At 40.4% G+C, this 22,800-nt stretch carries 28 protein-coding genes; 4 read left to right on the top strand and 24 right to left on the bottom strand.

What is annotated here, in order from left to right; all coding sequences use genetic code 11:
- Positions 1-82: 82 nt before the first annotated feature.
- A complete protein-coding gene (locus JOD03_RS02585) occupies positions 83-1,450 on the bottom strand; it encodes a HAMP domain-containing sensor histidine kinase (RefSeq protein WP_204589241.1) in 1,368 nt (455 codons plus the stop codon).
- Positions 1,431-2,096 (bottom strand): response regulator transcription factor, encoded by a 666-nt coding sequence (locus JOD03_RS02580; protein WP_204589240.1) that lies wholly within the window; start codon positions 2,094-2,096, stop codon positions 1,431-1,433. Before JOD03_RS02580 ends, JOD03_RS02585 begins: the two co-directional genes overlap by 20 nt.
- A gap of 290 nt (positions 2,097-2,386) precedes the next feature.
- On the opposite strand from JOD03_RS02580, the gene JOD03_RS02575 reads away from it, so the two are divergent.
- Positions 2,387-2,932: a GNAT family N-acetyltransferase gene (locus JOD03_RS02575; protein WP_204589239.1), complete on the top strand. Its 546-nt coding sequence runs from the start codon at positions 2,387-2,389 to the stop codon at positions 2,930-2,932.
- A 49-nt stretch (positions 2,933-2,981) separates the two neighbouring features.
- On the opposite strand, the gene JOD03_RS02570 is transcribed toward JOD03_RS02575, so the two are convergent.
- Positions 2,982-4,049: an undecaprenyldiphospho-muramoylpentapeptide beta-N-acetylglucosaminyltransferase gene (locus JOD03_RS02570; protein WP_204589238.1), complete on the bottom strand. Its 1,068-nt coding sequence runs from the start codon at positions 4,047-4,049 to the stop codon at positions 2,982-2,984.
- A 90-nt stretch (positions 4,050-4,139) separates the two neighbouring features.
- Between JOD03_RS02570 and JOD03_RS02565 the strand changes: the two genes are divergently transcribed.
- On the top strand, positions 4,140-5,447 hold the full coding sequence (locus JOD03_RS02565) for an MATE family efflux transporter (protein WP_204589381.1): 1,308 nt from the start codon (positions 4,140-4,142) through the stop codon (positions 5,445-5,447).
- Positions 5,448-5,544: 97 nt separating this feature from the next.
- Here the strand turns inward: JOD03_RS02565 and JOD03_RS02560 are convergent, their stop codons facing one another.
- The 18 genes from JOD03_RS02560 to JOD03_RS02475 all read right to left on the bottom strand — a co-directional run bounded on the left by JOD03_RS02560 (position 5,545) and on the right by JOD03_RS02475 (position 20,308).
- Positions 5,545-6,696: a GTP-binding protein gene (locus JOD03_RS02560; RefSeq protein WP_204589237.1), complete on the bottom strand. Its 1,152-nt coding sequence runs from the start codon at positions 6,694-6,696 to the stop codon at positions 5,545-5,547.
- A 55-nt stretch (positions 6,697-6,751) separates the two neighbouring features.
- Positions 6,752-8,212, bottom strand: a complete 1,461-nt coding sequence (locus JOD03_RS02555) for a S41 family peptidase (protein ID WP_204589236.1) — start codon at positions 8,210-8,212, stop codon at positions 6,752-6,754.
- A gap of 79 nt (positions 8,213-8,291) precedes the next feature.
- Positions 8,292-8,996: a purine-nucleoside phosphorylase gene (deoD, locus tag JOD03_RS02550; RefSeq protein ID WP_204589235.1), complete on the bottom strand. Its 705-nt coding sequence runs from the start codon at positions 8,994-8,996 to the stop codon at positions 8,292-8,294.
- A 70-nt stretch (positions 8,997-9,066) separates the two neighbouring features.
- On the bottom strand, positions 9,067-9,282 hold the full coding sequence (locus JOD03_RS02545) for a YozE family protein (RefSeq protein WP_204589234.1): 216 nt from the start codon (positions 9,280-9,282) through the stop codon (positions 9,067-9,069).
- Positions 9,283-9,294: 12 nt separating this feature from the next.
- A complete protein-coding gene (gene msrB / locus JOD03_RS02540) occupies positions 9,295-9,687 on the bottom strand; it encodes a peptide-methionine (R)-S-oxide reductase MsrB (protein WP_239584804.1) in 393 nt (130 codons plus the stop codon).
- A gap of 22 nt (positions 9,688-9,709) precedes the next feature.
- A complete protein-coding gene (gene msrA / locus JOD03_RS02535) occupies positions 9,710-10,237 on the bottom strand; it encodes a peptide-methionine (S)-S-oxide reductase MsrA (RefSeq protein ID WP_204589232.1) in 528 nt (175 codons plus the stop codon).
- A gap of 16 nt (positions 10,238-10,253) precedes the next feature.
- A complete protein-coding gene (locus JOD03_RS02530) occupies positions 10,254-10,829 on the bottom strand; it encodes a YpmS family protein (RefSeq protein WP_204589231.1) in 576 nt (191 codons plus the stop codon).
- A 5-nt stretch (positions 10,830-10,834) separates the two neighbouring features.
- The gene (locus JOD03_RS02525) at positions 10,835-11,656 is read right to left on the bottom strand and encodes a GDSL-type esterase/lipase family protein (RefSeq protein WP_204589230.1); all 822 of its coding nucleotides are present in this window, start codon (positions 11,654-11,656) and stop codon (positions 10,835-10,837) included.
- A gap of 4 nt (positions 11,657-11,660) precedes the next feature.
- Positions 11,661-12,503 carry a DegV family protein gene (locus tag JOD03_RS02520; RefSeq protein WP_204589229.1) on the bottom strand — a complete coding sequence of 281 codons (843 nt, stop codon included), beginning with the start codon at positions 12,501-12,503 and terminating at the stop codon, positions 11,661-11,663.
- Positions 12,500-13,237, bottom strand: a complete 738-nt coding sequence (locus JOD03_RS02515; protein ID WP_204589228.1) for a 1-acylglycerol-3-phosphate O-acyltransferase — start codon at positions 13,235-13,237, stop codon at positions 12,500-12,502. The genes JOD03_RS02520 and JOD03_RS02515 overlap by 4 nt, the downstream gene beginning before the upstream one ends.
- Positions 13,230-13,715: a dihydrofolate reductase gene (locus tag JOD03_RS02510; protein ID WP_204589227.1), complete on the bottom strand. Its 486-nt coding sequence runs from the start codon at positions 13,713-13,715 to the stop codon at positions 13,230-13,232. The genes JOD03_RS02515 and JOD03_RS02510 overlap by 8 nt, the downstream gene beginning before the upstream one ends.
- Before the next feature lie 10 nt (positions 13,716-13,725).
- Positions 13,726-14,664 (bottom strand): thymidylate synthase, encoded by a 939-nt coding sequence (locus JOD03_RS02505; protein ID WP_204589226.1) that lies wholly within the window; start codon positions 14,662-14,664, stop codon positions 13,726-13,728.
- Positions 14,665-14,676: 12 nt separating this feature from the next.
- Positions 14,677-15,222, bottom strand: a complete 546-nt coding sequence (locus JOD03_RS02500) for a YpjP family protein (RefSeq protein ID WP_239584754.1) — start codon at positions 15,220-15,222, stop codon at positions 14,677-14,679.
- A gap of 220 nt (positions 15,223-15,442) precedes the next feature.
- Positions 15,443-16,180, bottom strand: coding sequence for a class I SAM-dependent methyltransferase (locus JOD03_RS02495; RefSeq protein WP_204589225.1), 738 nt, complete (start codon positions 16,178-16,180; stop codon positions 15,443-15,445).
- A 47-nt stretch (positions 16,181-16,227) separates the two neighbouring features.
- Complete coding sequence (locus tag JOD03_RS02490; RefSeq protein WP_204589224.1) at positions 16,228-16,665, bottom strand: BrxA/BrxB family bacilliredoxin; 438 nt, start codon at positions 16,663-16,665, stop codon at positions 16,228-16,230.
- A gap of 2 nt (positions 16,666-16,667) precedes the next feature.
- Positions 16,668-17,792: a conserved virulence factor C family protein gene (locus tag JOD03_RS02485; RefSeq protein WP_204589223.1), complete on the bottom strand. Its 1,125-nt coding sequence runs from the start codon at positions 17,790-17,792 to the stop codon at positions 16,668-16,670.
- Positions 17,793-17,819: 27 nt separating this feature from the next.
- Positions 17,820-19,697 (bottom strand): ABC-F family ATP-binding cassette domain-containing protein, encoded by a 1,878-nt coding sequence (locus tag JOD03_RS02480; protein WP_204589222.1) that lies wholly within the window; start codon positions 19,695-19,697, stop codon positions 17,820-17,822.
- Positions 19,685-20,308, bottom strand: coding sequence for an HD domain-containing protein (locus JOD03_RS02475; protein ID WP_204589221.1), 624 nt, complete (start codon positions 20,306-20,308; stop codon positions 19,685-19,687). Before JOD03_RS02475 ends, JOD03_RS02480 begins: the two co-directional genes overlap by 13 nt.
- A 95-nt stretch (positions 20,309-20,403) precedes the next feature.
- Here JOD03_RS02475 and JOD03_RS02470 point away from each other — a divergent pair, with 95 nt between their 5' ends.
- Positions 20,404-20,613 (top strand): cold-shock protein, encoded by a 210-nt coding sequence (locus tag JOD03_RS02470; protein WP_204589220.1) that lies wholly within the window; start codon positions 20,404-20,406, stop codon positions 20,611-20,613.
- A gap of 35 nt (positions 20,614-20,648) precedes the next feature.
- On the opposite strand, the gene JOD03_RS02465 is transcribed toward JOD03_RS02470, so the two are convergent.
- The gene (locus JOD03_RS02465) at positions 20,649-20,834 is read right to left on the bottom strand and encodes a zinc-finger domain-containing protein (RefSeq protein ID WP_392456528.1); all 186 of its coding nucleotides are present in this window, start codon (positions 20,832-20,834) and stop codon (positions 20,649-20,651) included.
- Between the two features lie 72 nt (positions 20,835-20,906).
- Here JOD03_RS02465 and JOD03_RS02460 point away from each other — a divergent pair, with 72 nt between their 5' ends.
- A complete protein-coding gene (locus JOD03_RS02460; protein ID WP_204589219.1) occupies positions 20,907-21,290 on the top strand; it encodes a ribonuclease HI family protein in 384 nt (127 codons plus the stop codon).
- 349 nt (positions 21,291-21,639) lie between these two features.
- Here the strand turns inward: JOD03_RS02460 and JOD03_RS02455 are convergent, their stop codons facing one another.
- Positions 21,640-21,840: a cold-shock protein gene (locus JOD03_RS02455; protein ID WP_100352564.1), complete on the bottom strand. Its 201-nt coding sequence runs from the start codon at positions 21,838-21,840 to the stop codon at positions 21,640-21,642.
- 149 nt (positions 21,841-21,989) lie between these two features.
- Complete coding sequence (gene coaW / locus JOD03_RS02450; protein ID WP_204589218.1) at positions 21,990-22,799, bottom strand: type II pantothenate kinase; 810 nt, start codon at positions 22,797-22,799, stop codon at positions 21,990-21,992.
- Position 22,800 lies beyond the last annotated feature (1 nt).

Here is a 22,800-nt window from a genome sequence, read left to right as displayed (position 1 = left end):
CTCATGAAAAAAAACAATCCTTTTTGTGAAATTAATCACGAAAAAACACTCGTACGAAACGAGTGTCAAAGTGAATGATTATTCATTCCCTATTTATTGGTAACTGAAGTGTGAATTCACTTCCGACTCCATGCTCACTTTTTATAACTAAACCTCCCCCTGACCTTTCGACAATCTGCTTTACAAGGGTGAGGCCCAAGCCGGTACCCCCTAGTTTTTTCGATCTTGCCGGATCAACTGTATAGAAAGGTTCTGTTATTCGTTCTACTTGTTCTTTACTTATTCCAATACCATTGTCTTTGATTTTGATTTCGTATGTTTCATTTTGGGATGTACCAGTGATCTGTATGAATGGTGATTTTTCATTATATCGAATACCATTTACAATAACATTTAACAAGGCTTGTCGTATAAGAATCTCAGAACTTGTAATGATAATTGGTTCAACGCTGACTTCAAATTGAACATCAGGATTCGATTGTTGAAGTTCTTTCACTACTTCTCTAACCACTTGATCTATAGAAAGCTCTTGTTGTTCTAATTCTTGCTCTTTTGCGAGTGCAAGCAATGTCTCCATCATCCGCTTCATTTTCAAGGTTTCAGATTGGATCACGTCTACTGTCTCTTCAACTAGCTTTGGATCTTCTTTCCCCCACCGTGCTAGCATCGATGCATTTCCTTCAATCGCTTGAATAGGACTCCTCAATTCATGAGACACATTCCCTATAAAACGTTCTTGCATCGCATAAACCTCATCCATTCGTTTTACCATCTCTAAATATTCAGATGTGAGTTGACCGATCTCGTCGTCTCCCACATAAGAGAACTTAACTTTTTGTTTATTTCCGAGCATGTTTTGTTGCATGGCTAGTTTTAGTTCCTCAAGTGGTTTGGTGAGAACAGATGAAAGAAAGTAACCAGTGAGACCAGATAATATGACAAACAACACGCCAAAAAGAAGAAGTGCCAAAAGTAAATAAGACATCATACTGCTGTAATTCTCTAAAGAATGAGACATGGCAACATATAATGAACCGCTTCCGATTTCAAACGGTGTAACTTTGTATAGAACATCTTCATCTGCTACAGTAGAGCGTTCAAATTCATTTAGCGTTCCTGTAAAACGAGGATACGGGATTGTCGGATTGATTACGACAAGTTCCACACCGTCTGCATTTAAAAGTTTCGCACTTTGATTGCGGGATAAAAATTGATTGAGTAATCCCGTATTTCGTTCAAAGTCCTGAACAGACAGCTCAGGACCACGGGAAAGCATATAATTCTCTAGTTCAGAAAATGTATTTTCTGCTGAAGTTCTTTCATTTGCAAGCACCCACTGGCTTAGCGCGGTGAATAATACAACGGAAAGCAAAATATACGTGAGAACCATTACTGAAGATGTCCATAGTGACCAGCGATAGCGAAGGCTTTTACTTTGTAGCCGGTTCATATCGGTATCCCACCCCACGGACAGTCTCTATTGAGTCAGCTACTTGCCTTGGTAGTTTTTTTCGAAGGTGTCGAATATACACATCGACGACGTTGGTTTCTGCTTCTGAATCGAAACCCCAGACGTTTTCAATCAATTGTGATCGAGTTAAAACGATACCCGGATGTTTCGTCAAATAGTTTAATAGATCGAACTCTGTTTTAGTGAGCTCGAATTCTAAGCCTTCAGCAAACACTTTGCGAGATGCTTCCTGAATCACAAGAGATTGGCTACGTTCATCAACTATCCGCTCCGTTCGACGTAAAATAGCCCGAATTCTTGCAAGCAATTCCTCTATCGCAAACGGTTTGACAATATAATCATCTGCTCCTGCTTCAAGACCTGACACCTTGTCCATCACGGCATCACGTGCTGTCACTAACAAGATTGGCACTCGGGACGTTTTACGAACGCGCCTCGTCAATTCTAGACCATTTATTCCTGGAATCATGATGTCTACAAGCAACAAATCAAAATTATTTTGTGAAACCAATTGTGCGGCTTCTCTTCCATCAGCAGTCACGACGACTTCAAAGCCTTCATGCTGCAATTCAAGCACTAAAAAACGTGCAATGTTGTCTTCATCCTCTACAACTAATATCTTCATCAAACGTTGTCACCTCAACCTTCACAGGACTTTTTTTAGCTTCCTTAATCGTACGGATTTAGGTACTAAGATTCAAGTTTTTTCGTTCACGTATTTTTCACTTTTCAAACGGAAAAAAATAGAGTATATTTTTCTAGCAACATAAAAATTCTATAGTTTGATGAGGGAAGGCAAATGGTGCGCCACCAGCAATTGGTTCTAGTAGGTTCGATTCCTACCCCGAAATTTTTTATGCAGCACTAAATGAAAAATTTCAGGGACCGGTAGACCGGTTTAGGAGGAAGATCGAATTGCTAAAACGACGTGATTTGCAAGATTGCCATGCTCTTTATGAGTTAATGTCTGACCCGTCAGTGATGAAATTTGTACGCCAGAAAGCAGCTTCTGCTGAAGAGTATCTGTTTAGCACAAAAGCACTTATGGAAGAAGAACAAAATGGAACTGTGATTTCCCGTACAATTTTAAGTGATTTCGGGCAACCGATAGGAACGATCAATCTATTTGACGTTCAGCAAAATGCAGGGTTTCTCGGTACGTGGATTGGCACACCATTCCAAGGTCTTGGGTACAACTCAAAAGCGAAGGAACAATTTTTAAGCGAATTGTTTTTTGAACTTTCAATTGAAAAAGTCTTCATGCGCATTCGCAAAGTAAACGAAAAAAGTTTACGTGCGGCTAGTAAACTACCTTATTCGGTTCTTGCGAATGATTTATATCCTGCTTTATACAATGAAATCAATCGTGATCAAGAAGTATATGATTTATTTTGTATCTCAAAAGACATGTTCTTGTTTGCCATGTTACAGCAACAGAACCAAGAAGAACAAGCTATGTAATTCTTATAAAGAAAAGCATTTTCTCAGACTCGAGAAAATGCTTTTTTGTTTAGTTCCACTCTCTCTCTAGCAAATCGACAAAATCACGTGGATTTGGAGGTTGTTTCGCTACCGCTTGTTTTGATTTGATAAAATCTTGTTCGTTCACGAGCTTAGTGAGAGCCTGTGTAAACTCTTTTGTTGTCAGCAGATCTTCTTCTGTAACGACTGCGTACCCTTTTCGTTCAAAGTCATGCGCGTTCTCGACTTGGTCTCCACGACTCGCTTTCTTAGAAAGTGGAATCAAGTACATCGGTTTTTGAAGTGCTAAAAATTCAAAAATCGCATTTGAACCAGCACGTGAGATGATAAAATCACTTGCTGCTATGAAATCAGCCAATTCATCGGTAACAAATTCAAAGATGCGATAATTTGGGTCTGTCCATTCATCATGGAGAACATGGCCTTTACCCGCAAGATGAATGATTTGAAAAGACTTCACTAGTTCTGAGCGTGTTTCTCGAATAAGTTGGTTGATTTTTGCTGATCCTTGACTGCCTCCCATAATCAGAATCACTGGCAGATTAGCTGTAAAGTTCAAAGCTTTTAACGCGTTTTCTTTAGATCCTTGAAACAGCTCTGGTCGAATCAACGCACCAACAGGTTCTCCTTTGCCAGGAAAGTGTTTTGCCGTCGTTTCAAATACGGTGAACACCTTTTTTGCAAACCGAGAGGCAATCTTATTGGCGAGGCCTGGGGACATATCGGACTCATGGATGAATAGTGGCTTATTTGTCAATTTGGCTGCGAGCGCAAGTGGCACTGACACAAATCCACCTTTTGAAAAAATTGCATGTGGTTTATGACGTTGAATTAACCGGACAGATTGTGCGATACCTGCCACTACTTTAAATGGATCCTTCATATTTTCGATGGAGAGGTACCGTCGCAGCTTGCCCGTCGATATTGCATGGAACGGGATATGCGGATAATACTCCTGGAGCAATTCTTCTTCAATTCCACCCGCTTGGCCGATGTAATGAATAGCATAGCCCCTTTTCTCTAGTTCTGGTATAATGGCTAAGTTTAAAGAAACATGGCCAGCGGTTCCTCCGCCTGTTAAAAATACTGTTTTCATCTTGTATAGACCTCCAAGTTCATCTAAAAGGACGTGCACATTGTGGTAAAAAACTTACCGACTTATTTAAAAACCTTATCCATCATCGTCATGCCAATTCTCATCACTCAAGTTTTTCTTTACTTGATGACTTTTTTCGATATTTTAATGACGAGTAAATATGATATCGGACATCTAGCTGGTGTGTCAATCGGCTCTTCTCTATGGGTACCTGTTTATACAGGCTTAACAGGTATCCTTATCAGTATAACGCCTATTGTAGCGCATTACATAGGTGGAAATAACAAACAACAAGTAAAACCTTCTGTACAACAGGGCATACTTGTGGCGATTGCAATGTCATTACTCGTCTATGCACTTATTTTTCTAGCAGTAGAGCCTATTGTATCCATGATGGACGTTTCTGCAATCGAACGAGAAATTGCCATTGCTTACGTAAAAGCAATTTCAATTGGATTGATCCCTTTATTTATCTATAGTGTATTGCGTGGGTTCATCGATGCTCTTGGTCTTACACGAATTACGATGTTCATCACTTTGTTATCTGCCCCAATTAATGTATTTCTGAATTATCTCTTTATCTTCGGGAAGTTCGGTGCCCCGGAGTTAGGTGGTCAAGGGGCTGCACTGGCCTCAGCACTCACTTATTGGGTTGTCTTGTTTATAACAATCGGATTGATCGCTACACTTCCCTCAATCAAAGAGTATCAGATTTTCAGTGGGTTCTCGGGAATTCAAATGAAGCGGATCTGGACTATTATCGCAATGGGCGTACCGATTGGTCTATCCATCTTTGCTGAAACAACAATTTTCTCAGCAATTACATTAATGATGACAAATTATACAACTGAAATATTGTCTGCCCACCAGATTGCATTAAACTTTACTTCACTGCTTTATATGATTCCACTATCTATTGCCATGGGAGCTACCATTGTTGTAGGTCAATCTGTTGGCGCGAAGAAGTTTACTGAAGCCTCTCATTATGCATGGCTATCCGTCCTTTTAGCCATAGCTGTAAGTTTTGTTTCAGCATCTATTTTGTTCTTTTTCCGCGAGCAAATTTCGACGTTCTATACAGATGATGCTGTCGTAGTAGGGTATGCTGTTCAATTTTTACTATTTGCAGCTTTATTTCAATTATCAGATGCTATCCAAGCACCTGTGCAAGGAGCACTCCGTGGATACAAAGACGTTAAAATCACATTCATTATGGCGATTATCTCGTACTGGGTCATCGGCTTACCACTTGGGTACTACTTAGCAACTACCACTTCACTCGTACAGTATGGATATTGGGTCGGATTAATTGCAGGATTGACAGCTGGAGCGATTGCTCTGTCTATACGATTGCTTATTGTTCAAAAAACGTATGCACGTAAAAAAGCACAAGCCTAATTGGCTGTGCTTTTTTAATCCATAATGCCCGAGTCATTTATTTTCACCTCAAAGGTTGGTTCAATTACTAAATTCATACTGGAAAAGAAAACAATTGTTACTGCGCAAAACGTGTTGACAGTTCGTTAAACCTTTCAGTGACTTTACGTAAAAAGTACTCTTCTTCCCATTTTGAGCAATCCAGCAATGTTACTTTTTGACGCAGTTGTTCATTTTTTTGTTCCAATGTTTGGCGTGTGCGTGGGTGTGTTTGGACATCCAACAACTCATCATCAATCACTTGATCGATGTCACTTGCTGTTGAAAGGCTGGTTAAGCGTTCACGTTCGGGATAAATTTTCTTCAATGTAGAAAGTACTTGATAGGTTTCTAACGTTGGACAGGCGGTTAAATTTTCGCCGATAACGACAAGTTGTGTTTTCACATTCACATCTTCTTGCATCCACTGTGTCATTCCATATGCATATTGAAATAAATGAGGCTTAGAAGTTGAAGGCAATTGAATATACCCCTTCACTCGGTAAACCGTTTCTGGTAGAGATTGAATCCACTCTTCCACTGCATACTGCGGAAACGAAGAAGAAAGTACTTCTAGTCGCGTCCCTAAGGTTAACTCCATTCCGACACGCATCGGCTCATGTGCGGATAAGGAAGGTGCTAAATGCTGGAGTTGTGAAAAATCAACTGTACTGTATGTAGTCGGAACAATCTTTGCTTTTGCGTTTAATTGACTGAGTGAAAATTGAACCTCCTCCAGTTCTTCTGAATCTACTACATCTACTTTATTTAATACAAGCAAGTGACCATGTTTGATTTGCTCAAAGAATAAGGCCTTTGTTTGTATTGGCAATTTATCACGTTCTAAAAATCGAACCGCATCCACCACTGTCACAATTCCTTTAAAGTCAAAGTGGTCAGCAAATAAAGGAGATAAAATCACATCTAAGGAGGCAACTGGATGTGCTGCACCTGTCGTTTCAATTAGCAGAACATCAAATTCTTCTTGATGTAAAATTTGTTGTATTTGTGCCTCTGTTTTTTCTGCTGGTGAACAACAAATACATCCTTCTAATAATTCACGAAGCGGCACGTCCTCCTCAACTGCGTCACTATCAAATCCAAGTGCTCCTAGTTCATTCATAATGACTGCAGGCTTCAAGCCAAGTTGCTTAAGATGTGTCAGCCACTTCACGAGGAGTGTAGTTTTACCACTCCCTAAAAAGCCACTTAATAGATAGACATCTTTCATTAAAAACCCTCCTGTAAAAAAAGGGACTGACTACACGTAGTCAGTCCTTTCTGTTTTATTCTGCTGCTTGATCAAGCACTTCAATAGCTCGTAAAAGTTGTGGATCTTCTGTACGAAGTTTTTCACGAACAGCATCCATAATTGCAAGTGTGGTATCACCAGATACTACACCCGTCACTTCCAATTCGTTCTCTTGTTGGAATTCTTCGACAGCCGTTTCGAGTTGCTCATCAAAACGCATTTCTTCTTCATCTACCGAATAGCCAAGTGCTGTCATAAATTGTTTCAAAACACCGACTTGTTCTGACTGAAGGTCAAGAGACAATTCAACTGCAGGATCTAATGGCGCAAGAGATGCATAGTCAGGATATTCCACCACTTCATCGGGTTGAACACCTTCCTCGTGAATCCAATTACCTTCTGGAGTTAACCATTTTGCAGTTGTTAACTTAATATTCGAACCATCCGCTAAATCTTCAACACTCTGCACAGTACCTTTACCGAAAGAAGGAAGACCTACAACTGGAATATCAGCAGATTCGCTAAGTGCAGCTGCAATAATCTCAGATGCTGAAGCACTACCTCCGTCGATAATGACAGCAGTTGGCACTGTTACACGTTCTGCTTCTACTGCAGGTAGAATCGTAGCTTCACCTTGTTGCTCAATTTGCAATACCGGTTGACCTTCTTCTACAAATAAAGAAGCAATATCAACAGCAACGTTCAATAAGCCACCTGGATTTTGACGGACATCAAGAAGTAATTTTTCCATTCCTTGTGCTTCCATCTCATCGAGTGCATCTAGTAATTCCTGATATGTGTCATGAGAGAAACTAGAAATTGAAATATGAGCGACGTTGCCGTCCAACATCTCCGTATAAACCGTTTCTATCGGAATATCATCACGAGTGATTGTTACTTCAATTGGTTCAGCTTCCCCACGTTGAATCGTAAGTGTGACCTCTGATCCTTTTTCTCCTCGAATGAGAAGAACAGCTTCTGAAGCACTAAATCCGCGAATGTCTTCTCCATCGACTGAAAGAATTTTATCATTCGGCATAATTCCTGCACGCTCAGCTGGAGAGTTTTTAATTGGTGAAACAACTGTGATAACACCGTTTTGCTCTTGAATCTCAGCACCAATTCCTTGGAAGCTTGAAGAGATACTTTCATCAAATTGTGCAGCCTCTTCTTGATTCAAATAATCGGAGTATGGATCCCCAAGTGCATCAACCATACCATTGATGGCACCATTTACAAGTTCCTCTTGATCAAAATCTGTATAATACTGTTCGCGTAGTTGATCATACACATCATAGAGTCGTGAAAACTCTTGTCGTTCTGTTGGCTGAATGACTTCTGCCACCTTTTCATCACCCGTTGTTAGGGCGAGCATAGTCACTCCTGCAGAAGCAATAGCTGTTAGGAACAATACGATGACGAATATAAATGGGTTGATCCGAAAAGCTCGGCGAACTGGTGGTTGTTCAGGCTTCGTTTCAGGCTGTTGGTCCATTTTCTCACCTCATTAATAAAGACTGTCGTCCATGTCGACAGTCTAAAAATGGTGCCAGGGCATAGCGCCCTAGAACATTTTATTCTTGAATAGCTGCTTCTAATGCGACAACAATCATGTCGTTAAATGTAGTTTGGCGTTCTTCTGAAGATGTTGCCTCACCTGTTAAGATGTGGTCACTTACAGTTAAGATTGACAACGCTTGACGGTTGAATTTAGCTGCAAGTGTATAAAGAGCTGCAGATTCCATTTCAACTGCTAAGATGCCATAGTCAGCCCATTTTTTATAGTCTGCTTCATCATTGTAGAATAGGTCAGCCGTGAAAATGTTTCCTACACGTAGGTTAAGTCCAGCTGCCTTACCCGCTTCATATGCTTTGTACAGAAGATCAAAATCTGCAGTTGGTGAATAAGCAAGGTCGTTTAAAAGAACTTTGTTTAATGAAGAATCAGTTGAAGCACTTTGACCAATGATTACGTCACGTACTTTTACATCTTTTTGGATGGCTCCACATGTACCTACACGAATTAATTTTTGCACATCATACTCTTGCATTAATTCTGTAACGTAAATTGCAATCGATGGAACACCCATCCCAGTTCCTTGTACAGAAATGCGTTTCCCTTTATAAGTTCCTGTGTATCCAAACATGTTACGAACTTCATTATATTGAACGACATCTTCTAAAAATGTCTCTGCAATGTATTTTGCACGTAATGGATCTCCTGGAAGTAAAATTGTATCTGCAATTTCACCTTTTTTAGCACTGATATGAACACTCATCATGTAACCTCATTTCTTTAACGTATAAATTTATGATACATAGTTTAGCGACTGAATGCAATTCATGTTATTACTTCGTTTTATATTCTTCCCATAACTCATCAAAAATAGAAGCAGGAATCGCATCATCTGCTTGCATCTCAATATAAGTAGACAGTTCATAAAAGTCGTTTGTATTTTTAGGGAAGTCATGAAGTTCAAACACACGCTCAGCAAATCGATGTTTTGGATTTGATGCTGAACCGCCTCTATGTCTCAACACAAATTGATAGAATGTATCTCTCATAAGTCCACCTCTTTACTTGAAGGTAGACAAATATTCGCCATATCCTTCTTTTTCTAAATCTTCCTTTGGAACGAAACGAAGAGCTGCTGAATTGATGCAATAACGTAAGCCAGTAGACTCTTTTGGTCCGTCTGGGAATACGTGTCCTAAATGCGAGTCCGCCGTCTTACTGCGCACTTCTACACGACGCATACCAAAACTGTCATCAAATTCTTCTACAATTTCAGGCGCATCGATTGGTTTTGTAAAACTTGGCCACCCACACCCTGCATCGTATTTATCATTCGAGTGAAATAATGGTTTTCCAGAAACGATGTCCACATAAATTCCTTCATGGAAGTGTTGATCGTATTCACCTTGATACGGTGGCTCTGTTCCATTTTCTTGCGTGACATGGTACTGCATAGGCGTTAATTTTTCACGTAGATTATCCTTCAAAATAATTCCTCCTTAACTGTTCAACAAAGTTTTTACGTCCGGAGCCAATAAAGTAGCGCTCGTAATGGCCACTATTTTTTTTGTAGTAATCTTGGTGGTACTCTTCTGCTTCGTAAAAAGGTTTAGCTGGGAGTAGCTCAACAGCTACTTTTTTTGTGAAGACATCGGATTCAAGTCGTTTCATAACTTTTTCAGCTACTTCTTTTTGGTCCGCATCATGATAAAAAATCGCCGTTTGATAGGATTTTCCTCTATCAAAAAATTGGCCTCCAGCATCAAATGGGTCAACATTTTGAAAATAGATTTCGACAAGTTGTTCATAACTGAATTTCGTTGGATCAAAGGTGATCTGTACCGCCTCATAATGACCTGTTGTCTCGGAACAAACTTGTTCATACGTAGGATTCTCAACATGGCCACCCGTGTATCCAGACACTACTTTTTCAATTCCATCATACGAATCAAAAGGTTTGACCATACACCAAAAACAGCCACCTGCGAAAGTTGCTTTTTCCATCTTTAAAACCTCCCTGTCATTGATCTGTTGGAACAGTCACGGAGAGTATAATTTCATCATTCTCCAAGTCAATTTCTTGAGCCCGAATATCTAAGTCCCCATCAATCGGTAATCCACCTAAATCTATAAAGACTGACTCATCTGCTGGACTTACGATCATCCAGTTTGGTAAATCAATTGAACTGCGCAATAATTTTAAGATCTCTTCAGGAGGAATCGATAGTTGACCTATATCTACTTGATTTTGCACAAGTTGAATATTGCCATCCTCAAGTACAACCGGATCAAAATACATCTGAACTGGAATCGTTAAACTAAAAACGGTGAGTTCAGAAGTCAAAGCAATTTTATCCTCCACAACCAATTGTAATGGGATTGGCTGGTCACGAACTGCTTCTAGAATATATTTGTTCGCAAGCTTCTCAAAGTCTTGTTTGGATGTCTCGACAAACAATTGACCGCCCTCTGCAGGATCCGGTCTGTCAGTAAGTGTATAGCTTTCAGACGTTCCAGTTAGTAAGCTCCCTACATACACGATTGCAAGTACTAATAAAAGTACAAGTCCAAGAAATGCGATTTTCCATTTATTCATAGTTATCAGCCCCCATTTACATACAGTTCCCCATCTGATTGCTCTATGAAACCACAGCTTTCCATCGTACGGAGCATCCGATTGGCAATTAAATCATAGCCTTGTCCATTCGGATGGAAGAAATCTGTGTGATACACCAAGTTTGCGTTGGTATAAAAAAGGTCTTGAACGGGTACAAAACAGGTTGATTGGAAGTCGCCCAAAGTAGCTTCCATCGCCGTATTCCAATCCACGACTATAGATTCTACTTCCTGTGACTCTACTGTAATTAATGAGAACGGATTATACAAGCCAAGTGCAACAATAGGGGCCTGTGGGTTGATCGCTCGTATATAATCCAGGATATGATAATACCGTGTCTCATATAGTTCTCGTTCTTCTTCGAATGCCTCTAACTGAAGTGAAAACAAGTCACGTTTAATTACTTTCATGACATCATTTCCACCAACAGATAAGAAAATATGACTTGCTTCTTGTATTTCTTTATCAAGACTCCCGCTTGATAGAAGGGTTAACAACTGATCACTTCGTCGTCCACGTTTCGCTGTATTGATTAATTCAACTCGGTCGATTTGCTCACTTGTCAAGAATTCATCTCGAATACGTCCAACGTACCCATCTTTTTTTAACTCATCACCGATTCCAACTGTTAACGAATCGCCAAGTCCAAGAAATAACAAATTATCAGGAAAGACATTATAAGGAACCTGATAGCGAACAGGTTCCTCACGGTCTTTTACCTGAAAAACAGGCTTGATTACAAAACTGCTACATCCACTTATTACGATAACAACAACTACCAATGTAACAAATGCTAATTTTTTCAACTGCTTACCCTTCCAACAAATACATAAATCCAATTGCACCAGGACCTGTATGGGTAGAAATTACAGGCGTCGTAAAGGACAGTTTCACGTCTTTAAATCCTGTCGCTTCAATTGCTTCTTTTAGTGGAGTAGCCATTTGATACCCATCAGCTTGTGCAATCCCAACAGCTTTTACACGTTTGGCAGCTGAATCTTTAGTAAATTCATTCATTAAGTACGTAATGACTTGTTTGTAACTTCTCGCTTTAGCTACTGGTGTGTACTCTCCTCCTGCTAGTGAAGCGATTGGTTTAATTGAGAGTAAAGAGCCAAGCATTGCTCGTCCTTTTCCAATCCGCCCACCTTTCACAAGGTTATCAAGTGTATCGACTACTACGAACAGGCGTGTATTTTCACGAACACGGTCGAGATGACGTAAAATCTCACCCATTGATTTGCCTTGTTGAGCCAGACGAGCTGCTTCTTTCACTTGAAATGCAAGTGCGTGTGAGATGAATCGTGAGTCAACTACAGTGACATTCGAAGATGTAATGCTAGCAGCAGATTCAGCAGATTTAACTGTCCCGCTCATCCCACCTGTCATATGGATTGACAGAATTTCAGACCCGTCTTTTCCAAGTTCATCATAAATTTCAGTGAAGGTACCTGCAGAAGGTTGAGAAGATTTTGGTAACTCTTTCGATTGTTTCATTTTACTAATGAATTCTTCAGCAGACAGTGTTACACCGTCTAAATAATCCTGGCCATCCACATGAATGGTCAATGGCACGACAGTTATTCCTAATTGTTCGAAAACATCTTGCGTCAGTTCAGCTGTTGAATCCGTTACAATTTTAATTGTCGTCATCTTGATTCCCCCTGTAAGTCTGAGCGTGCATCCTGTATTAGACGTTCGACCCGCTCTTTAAATGTGTCCGTCGACTCGTCTTGTTGTTGATAAACAGCAGGTAAAATTTTCACAAACACCTCTGCTGGAGTTATTTTATTTTCATTTTGCTCCATCAATCGAGACGTACCAACGATTGCAATTGGAATGATCGGCAGTTGAGCCTTAGCTGCGATTCGAACAAATCCTGTTTTAAACTCTTTCATCTCATTCCCTTTCGAACGTGCGCCTTCTGGGAACAACAATAAAGAGTGACCCGCTTTTAGACTTTCAACACTGTCTGAAATGGAGTTGAGTGCACTGCGTCGATTCGAGCGATCGATAAAAACACAATTGAGTTCATCCATCCAATCTGCAATAAAAGGTATTTTTTTCACTTCTACTTTAGAAAGAAACCCAAATGGTTTTGGTACAGTGGCAATCAATACCGGAATATCGAAATTCCCCTCATGGTTTGCAACAAAAAGGACAGGTCCCTCTTGTAAATTTTCTGTCCCAGTAAGGTGAGCTGTTGCACCCGCCTTTTTAAGAATGTTTTGAGACCATCGCTGAGGCGTTTCAAAGACTGCTTGATCGTACTCTGCAGTCGTTAATTCCGCTTTACGTTTCCTCAATTTTTTTAGCGTGTTCAATTGGGTTGGGATATACCCGATAATATAACTATACGTTACGATGCTTCTTAACAACTTATTCACGGGCCTTTCTACTGTAGCGTTTGTATGTGAAATCTACGCCAGATTTAGAAGTGTGTTTTGGGGACTCCCATTCGAGGATGAAGTCATTGTATTCCGGAAAAAAAGCATCTCCTTCGTACTGCTTATGAATTTCAGTGATAAGTAAGCGATCTGCGTAGTCGAGGTACTCTGTAAACACCTTCGCTCCACCTATAACTACTACTTCCTCATGAAGCGATTGTCCATACAACAAGGCTTCTTCAAATGTATGGACAATCTTAACACCCTCCGCAGAAAACTCTTTATTTCGTGTCATGACGATGTTATCCCGCCCTGGAAGTGGACGTCCAATTGATTCGAATGTATTGCGTCCCATTATGACAGGACGACCGAGTGTATTTTCTTTGAAGTACTTCAAGTCTTCTGGAATATGCCAAGGCATCTCATTGTTATGGCCAATTACATGTTTCTCGTCATGTGCCACTATAAATGTAATCATCAAATTCCCCCTATACAGCAATTTCCGCGTGAATACGAGGGTGTGATTCGTATCCAATCAGTTGAATATCGTCTGTTTTCATATCAAAAATTGAGATATCGCGTAGTGTGATCGTTGGAAGTGGTTTTGGCTCTCGTGCCAACAACTCATTGACTTGGTCTAGATGATTGCTATAAAGATGTGCATCACCAAACGTGTGCACGAAATCGCCAGCTTCAAGACCAGTCTCCTTTGCAATCAAATGAACAAGTAATGCATACGATGCTATGTTGAATGGAACGCCTAAGAAAACATCCGCACTGCGCTGGTACAATTGACAACTCAGTTTATTACCTTGCACATAAAATTGCATGAATGAATGACAAGGTGGTAATGCCATCTCATCTACTTCTGCAGGATTCCATGCAGTGACGATGTGTCGGCGTGAATGCGGTGAGTTTTTAATGGATTCAATGACAGTTTGAATCTGGTCTACACTACCACCATCTTTAGTTTCCCACGAGCGCCATTGTCTCCCATATACCGGCCCCAATTCACCATACTTCTTCGCAAAGTCGTCATCCGTTTTGATGCGTTCGATGAAAGCTTTCATTTCTCGGTCGTACAGAATTTTGAAATCAGGATCTTTTGAGGCACGTAAACCAAAGTCCGTCATATTTGGTCCATTATACTCTTCACTTGAAATCCATTGTTCAAATGCCCACTCATTCCAAATATTATTGTTTTGACGCACGAGTGTTTGAATATTCGTATCTCCATGTAAGAACCATAAAAGCTCTGAGACAATTAATTTAAATGAAGTATGCTTTGTAGTCAGTAACGGAAACCCCTCCGCTAAATTAAAGCGCATCTGATATCCAAAAATTCCGATAGTGCCGACTCCTGTTCGGTCTTCTCGTCGTTCACCGTTTTTCAATATGTATTCACATAATTCATGATATTGTTTCATTATGACACTCCTCTAAGATAACCATTTTGGTGGCGTATTCTTCGACCAATAAATTTCTCCGATATCTTGATGTTTTGCAAATTGATCATCATGTGTATGGTAATGGAATGTAAAGTAATAGCCTTCCAATGGTCGTTTTTCAACACGTACATGCGCACGTAAAATATCAGCATTTGTGTCCTGATCATACAAGTGGAAAATTTTTTCGCCGTAATCACCGGAAGGCTTATGCGAAATTGCAGAAGATGCCGTGGCATATTCTTCTATCTTTTGCTTATAAAATGGGAAGATTTCCCCTTCGTAGCGTTGCTGAATGCGTGGTTGAATTTTTGAACCAAATTTCACATCACTCTGTTCACGCGCCTCATCAATGAGTCGCCCAATATCCAGTACACGTTCCTCTGCATGGGTTTCAGTAAATTGGTTTTCTTCGATTTCAAATACGGAATTCCAGATCTCATGCGATGGTGTAATGACACCAAATGTGACTACAGCGACTAAAGCGGCTAAAAACTTTTTAATAAATCCTGACAACACATTCACTTCCATCCGTAACATTTTTGAAACAACTTTTCATTGAATAAATGACTAAGGCTTCATTCTTTTCTGATTTCATTGTACAATAAGAAACAATGACATGTAACAAAAACACTTTTATTCTAAAGGAGAGATTATCTCATGAGCTTAGGACTTGCGATTGGTATCGGATATTTATTATTACTTGGATACTTAACTTCATTAAATTTCACGCATTGATTGAAAAAGACCTACGCGATTATTACTCGCATAGGTCTTTTTTGTTACGAACGCCAAAATGAAATTTTGCGCTTTTTCTTTTCAATTGGTGAAAACCATATTTTTCAAACAGTTCACTCGTATAATGTGCTTTAATGACCGCTCGTTTTCGGCACACTCGAATTGCCTCCCTGACCCATTCATCCGTCAGCTGATCACGTACTGCAAATTGCTTATGCGTTGTAAAGTTAGTCGACTCTTCAATAGCAGTCTCAAACAGTGGATCCATGTACACGACATCAAATGAGTTATCCGGTTGATTCCGCAGATAGTCTACAGCATCTTGCTGTACAATTTCTATACGCCTGAACGCTTGTTGCAGCTCTTCACTTTCAAAGTTAGTGAATTGTTGACTTACTTTCATGAGAAACGCAAGGACTTCTGATTTTTCAAGTCCGACGATGATTCCTGAATCCCCAAGATCCACACTCGCCATCAGTGCATCCGCTCCGAAACCTATCGTGCAATCCAAAAATGAATCACCTTTCACTAGATTTAGCGCACGAAGCAAAGGTTCTTGTTCTCCAGCGATCCATCGCTTATACCGAAACATTGCCGTTCCTGGATGGTATTTATACCTCTCTCCAGTAGGTTTGACCGCCTCAATACCTGTAGACGTGTAAATATAGACAATATCGTAGGGCTCAAAATAGTTTTTCAGAGACTTTCCGTTTCTAGGTAGAAAATCCATCGCATGAAAATGGGCAAATTGCATGGCCATTTGTTGTTCATCCTGCTTCAGTTTTAATGAAGTAGTGACTGCTACATTCATTGACCTTGTAATTGCTCAAGCACACCTTGAATGTGATCGACAATCGCTTCTTTTGGAAAGTTCTCAATCTGTTCACGCGGAATGAAATACGCAAGTTTGCCATCTTTCCAAAATGCCATCGACGGCGAACTCGGAGGTACATCTTCAAAGTAACCGCGCATAGTTTCCGTTGCTTCTTGATCTTGTCCAGCAAACACCGTTACTAAGTGATCGGGTTTCGCTGTTGTTGTCTCTACAGCCTCAATGGCTGCAGGACGTGCAAGACCTGCTGCGCACCCACAAACAGAGTTGATGACAACAAGTGATAACCCTTCAGCAGTTTGCATATGTTCCCTCACAGCATCTTCTGTTGTCAATTCTTTAAAACCATGTCCAACGAGTTCTTGGCGCATTGGTGCAACAATTTGTTTCATATATTCTTCATAAGCATTCATGTTTAGTCCTCCTTAATTGCACGTGCCATATTCATTTGCTTCCAAACAGAGCCTTTTGCTTCTTCTCCCTGCTCGATTCGAGCTAAAGCCATCTTCACTTGAAGACGTACTTCATATTCAGAATCATCTTGTGCTTTTTTCAGTACGTCGATATGTTCTTTAGTACCTACTTCGTAGAAGAACATCGCAGCACGCCAGCGAACTAATTTATTTTTATCTGCTAAAGCCTCGGCCATTGCTTGTGCAAACTCTTCGTACCCAAGGTCGCTCATCGTATCTCCTGCTGTACGACGAATGGAAGCATTTTTATCATGTAACGCAATTGTCAAATGTGGAATGACCATCTTATCTTCCAAAATACCAAGATAAATAACTGCCAAGCGGCGAATGGATACCTTTTCATCTTTTAAAGCAAGTGCGAGAAGCGGCAAATCATCAAGAGTCGGATGAGTCAAGCGGTCAAGTAATTGATAGCGGACTTCCCAGTCTGGATGTTGAAAGTCTTCAAGGCTAACAGGATGGCGCGTATTCTTCCACTCTGTTTCCGCACTGGATTCTGGAGAGCTGAGTTGTGTGAGTCTTTCTGTCGTAAAAGCAGCATCGAGTTCAGCAATCACTTGGTTTGCAATTTCTTCGAACTCCCCGTATCGTACGCCATAGTCTATCCATTTTCTCTGCAAGATATAATTCTCGTCGTCTTGAATCCGTTGATTAAATGTTTCCATAAAGCGGTCTGGAAGTGCAAAGCGCTGTTCATTTTGTGAATCAAACACTTTCACTTGAAGTGGAATGCCATGATAATCTTGCACGTGCACACGCACTTCACCGAATGAATCTGTAGCAGATTCCGTTTGCGTCTCTGAGACTTGTTCCTTCCCAAATACTTGTTCGATTTGAGGGACAAGTGTATCCCAACTCGCTTTTGGATGTTTTTCTACTGCCATAAAGTCAGCCACATGATAAATCCCTTTAATTCCTTCTAAAGAAAACAGTGATGCAATGATTTCTGGAGCATCGTCGAGTTGACCTTCTCTATAGTTATGGCTAGTTCCGAATGCCAATTCCTGGTCCACAACAATTTTCATGGAGTTCGGACTTGGTGTTGGCTCGATTGTGATGATTTTCATAGAATCACTCCTTCTGTAAGTAGTGTATCATGATGAAGCCATTTCTTCTAAATATGCCCACCGTTCCATCTTTTCTTCAAGCAAAGCCTCATTCGCTTCTAAATCAATGGATGCTACGCGGATTTTTTCGTAATCAGAGCCCGCGGAATCGATGATAGATTGACTGGCAGCGATTTTTTCTTCAAGAAATGCAATCTGATCTTCAATCGTTTCCCACTCTTTCTTTTCTTGATAACTCATGCGTTTCTTTTTTGGTTTTGGCTCTTCAGCCACTTGTTTTGGTGTAACGACTTGTTTCTCTATTTTCGCCAGTTCACGTTTTTGTTCCAAGTATTCTGCAAAGCTGTCTAGTGTCACTACTACTGCTTGATTTTCAAGCGCCCATAATTTTGTCGTTACGCGGTCAATGAAGTAACGGTCATGTGAGACTACCAATACAACACCAGCAAAGCTGTCCAAATAATCCTCAAGTACCGCTAAAGTATCTAAGTCTAAATCATTTGTCGGTTCATCTAAAATTAATACGTTTTGTTGCTGTATCAAAAGTTTGAGTAAATATAAGCGTTTTTTCTCGCCACCGGATAATTTATAAATCGGTGTCCCGTGCATAGATGTCGGAAATAAAAAGCGCTCTAACATTTGAACGGCACTTAGACGTTCGCCACTAGAAGTTTCAATAGAGTTTGAATCTTCTGTAATATAATGGAGCACCCGTTGATTCTCATCAAACTTCGGAAGCTCTTGACTAAAGTATCCAATTCGAACGGTTTGCCCGACTTCTAGAGTTCCACTAGTAGGTTGTATAATTCCCGCTATTATGGACAATAACGTAGTCTTACCTGCGCCATTTTCTCCGACAATCCCAATACGGTCTTTATTTTGAAGAATGAATGAAAAATCATCAAAAAGTCGTTTGTCTTCAAACGCCATTCCAAGTGCATGACCTTCCATTACTTTTTTGCCAAGTCGGCTCGTTGCAAGATTGACATCGAAATCTTGTTCGTTGTTTTTTAGTAAAGCACGATCTTTAATGTCTTCAAAACGATCTAGTCGTGCCTTTTGTTTCGTCGTCCGAGCCTTGGCCCCGCGCCGAACCCATTTGAGTTCATTCCGATATAGATTTTGAAGTTTGGATTGTTCTGCTTGTTGTTGCTCATAGCGAATCGCTTTGCTTTCAAGGAATTGCTCGTAATTGCCTTTATAGCTATAAACCGTCAGCTGATCGATTTCGTAAATTGTAGTGGACACTGCATCAAGAAACAGACGGTCGTGCGTTACAAACAAAACAGCACCGTCATACGCTTTCACTAGATCCTCTAACGCAATCGTCGATTCAACATCTAAATGGTTCGTAGGCTCATCAAGTAAAAGTAAATCATGTGGTTCAATTAATGCCCGAGCTAAGGCAACCCGTTTTTGTTGGCCACCAGATAATTGACCAACAGGTTTTTCGAAGTCTGTAATCCCGAGCTTCGTAAGCGCTTGTTTTGCTGCCGTATTGAGATCCCAACCGCCGTCTTCCATTTTCTCTTGAATGGAAACAAGCTCTTCTACGAATTTCATGTTGTTTGGTTCTTGTTCAGCTTGCTTACGAATACGTTCGTAGTTTCTATTAAGTGCTACGATGGCTAAGTCACTGATAAACATCGTTTCTAGGACTGATTTTGTAGGATCTAGATCCGGTGCTTGAGCTAGATAGCTAATTGAATAGTGATTCGGATGGTCTTTATGTAATGAATCAGCATCAATAGAACCTTCAATGATTTGCAGTAGTGTAGACTTCCCACTACCATTTTTTCCAACGAGACCAATCTTTTCACCTTTTGTGATTGTAAATTCAATGTTTTTGAAGAGGGTCTTTTCTCCAACCGTTTTTGTTAAGTTTTGAATAATTAATTGCGACATGGAGATTCTCCTAATTCGTTGTAAAGTTGCTCAAGAAACGCTTCCATAAATCGGTGACGTTCCTCGGCAATCTCTTTTGCTTTTTCTGTATTCATTTTATCTTTTAGCTTCAATAACTTTTCATAGAAGTGAGTAACGGATGAACCGTTGTCAATTTTAGCACCAGATACTACTTCCTCAACTTCTTTGTGATTGTATAGACTGCGATCTTTCGCACCACCAAATGCAAATGTACGTGCTATGCCGATTGCCCCAATAGCATCTATACGGTCAGCGTCTTGCACAATCTTCGCTTCTAATGAAGTTGCTGTTAACCCGCCACTAAAGGAAACTTGGTCAATGAGTGTGCGGATGATTTTCTGTTCTTCTTCTGTCACAGAAAACGTTGTAAAGATAGATTGCATGAAATCTGCACTTCTATCATTTTTATATTTTTTATCTTCAACATCATGTAACCCTACTGCAAGCGTAACAATTCGGTGGTTCGCTTCTTTGTAATTTTCAAGTATACGCCTAGCATTTTCATAGACCCGGTCTATATGGGCCATGTCGTGGCTTGCATCAAACTGATTATAATAGTCCACTAAGTAAGGACGTAATTCACTCCACATGGTGTGTTCCCCTTTCAAATTGACGGATGAGGTCGAATCCTGTATAGTTTAGCTAGTAATTATCTGATTTTTCTAACGAAGGGGGTCCCCGTACAATGCAACAAGGACAAGTAAAATGGTTTAATGCAGAAAAAGGCTACGGATTTATTGAGTCAAACGATGGTGAAGATGTATTTGTTCATTTTACAGGTATCCATGGTGAAGGATTTCGTACGTTAGAAGAAGGTCAAAAAGTGCATTATCGTACTGTAGAAGGAAATCGTGGACCACAGGCAGCAGATGTTCATGTGATCCTAGATGAATAGACAATCTTCTCCCTCGCATACTTGCGCGGGTTTTTTTATGTGTTTTGATATAGTTTTTGTCCGATTTCTTTCAATTGTTTTCCTACAGAACAGCCGGAAATACAAAATTGATGTGCCGCTGTTTTTCCTTGTCGTGAACGAAGATCGTGTTTAATTGGACATTCTTCACAGTAGACAGAAAGCAAACGATCTATTTCATTTGTAATTTGTTGTGTTAACACGTTTATCCCACCTTATCTATTGTAGTAGTATAATCGTTTTTTGAAGTCAGTTGCAAGGGAAGGAACTAGAGAATGATTGAATTGTACACAGATGCAGCTACGCGTGGAAACCCAGGAGAAAGTGCCATAGGGGTATTTTGGAAAGGGAACGGAAGCGAAGGATACCACGCAGAGAAGATTGGCGTATGCTCAAATCACGAAGCTGAATTCATTGCACTGCGAGAAGGAATTCGACACGTCCTCCCTCTCCAGCCTGATATTTTATCGATTCGAGTCGATTCTAAAATCGTGGCTGATGCAGTTGAACGTAATTACACGAAAAACCCTACATTTAAACCGATTTTGGATGAAATTTATTCGTTACTTGATGGCATTCCGATGTACTTTGTAAAATGGATTCCAGACAAAGAGAACCGGGCGGCGCATCGAATGGCGACGGAGGCTTTGAGGAAGTGAAAGCTGAGAAGTGCGTTAAATATCTGTGGGCTCGCTAGGAATTAGTTTCCATAACATGACTCAGGGCACAAATGGCGGTTTTGAGGGCACAAAACGGACCAATCGAGGCACAAAAACATCTTCGTAGGGCATAAAAATGGCCGCTCAGGGTACAAATCCAGAGTGGCGGTTTCCATATATAGAGCGGAATCGAGTTCCTCCTCCTAGAAATCCCGCAAGAAGCCATCGCAATCTATGAAACAAAATGCGCTTCACAGCTCACGCTGGCTTCTTGCACAATTTCTGACCAGTCGGCTCCACATCTAGACATAAAAAAAGACCCCCGAAGAGGTCCTTTGAAAGTTTAGAATTAAGCTTTAACTACGTTAGTAGCTTGCAGGCCACGTTGACCTTGCTCGATTTCGAAAGTTACGTCTTGACCTTCGTCAAGAGTTTTGAAACCTTCGCCTTGGATAGCTGAGAAGTGAACGAATACGTCGTCTCCGCCTTCGCGCTCGATGAATCCGAATCCTTTTTCTGAGTTAAACCATTTTACTTTACCTTGTTCCATGTGTGTATCCTCCTCATGCACTGTGTGTGCACTTTTGTTACTATCCTTGCTCAACACTATAGTAAAAGTGTTGCCACCTACTAACGCTCCGAACAAAAATAATTCTATTACAATATACCATGAGCTGGGAGAGAATGCAAATAGAATGATCAAATTGTCAAAAGAGCTCCAATTGCCCCACTATAGCCATGTTGAGGCAAAAACAGGGGGTTCTTTTCCTTTAAAATTGTATAGGACGCTATAACATTTTGGAGCATTTCATTCTCTTCTAAAGTCGTACCGATGTAAATAATATCGGTACACCCTTTTGTATCGGCAGCTTGAATGGCAAGTGAAGAAATCACTTCACCTATCATTCCTTGTATCCCGGCCACGTAGTCATTTTCATCATTTACGCCTTGTTCAGCTGTTAATAGAGCTCCGAAATTACTTGCTGTCAGTGAACCTTTGATAGGAAGCTGGTTGTTTTGATAAATGTCCTCTACGCGGACATCGATCCATTTTCGAGAACCTTGCTCACTCTTTTTCACGATTTCTTCGAACTGATCAGTTCCAATCAGGATTTTACTTAGGCCAAGCAAAGTCCCTCCTCCGATCCCAGTTCCAGCTAACCTTTCGTGTGTGGTGCCAGATAAATAATGGATAGACGTTCCAGTTCCAATGTTTGTAATGATGGTTTTTTCTATTTGTAAGTTTTGTTTTTTTAACTGGTAAAGAACACCTTGTACGGTTGCATCAAACTCCACAACATAGTGGTAGTTTTCAGATCCTAAATATGTCTCAAGTTGTTTCGCTCTTCCGCCAGTCATACATATTTGAAGCTTCTCGTTAGATTTGCCAATCCATTCTTTAACTAAATCAAAACGAGTTGCAGGGAAATTAATGGTCTCAATCTCGTCTTTTTGCCAATAGGCAATCTTGACCAAGGTTCCCCCTGCATCTATTCCTAGAGAACACATA

Origin of the sequence: Chryseomicrobium aureum (assembly GCF_016909155.1) — a bacterium.
Classification (GTDB): domain Bacteria; phylum Bacillota; class Bacilli; order Bacillales_A; family Planococcaceae; genus Chryseomicrobium; species Chryseomicrobium aureum.
Note: the sequence above shows the minus strand (reverse complement) of the source record. Positions and strands in the feature narration are given on the sequence as shown.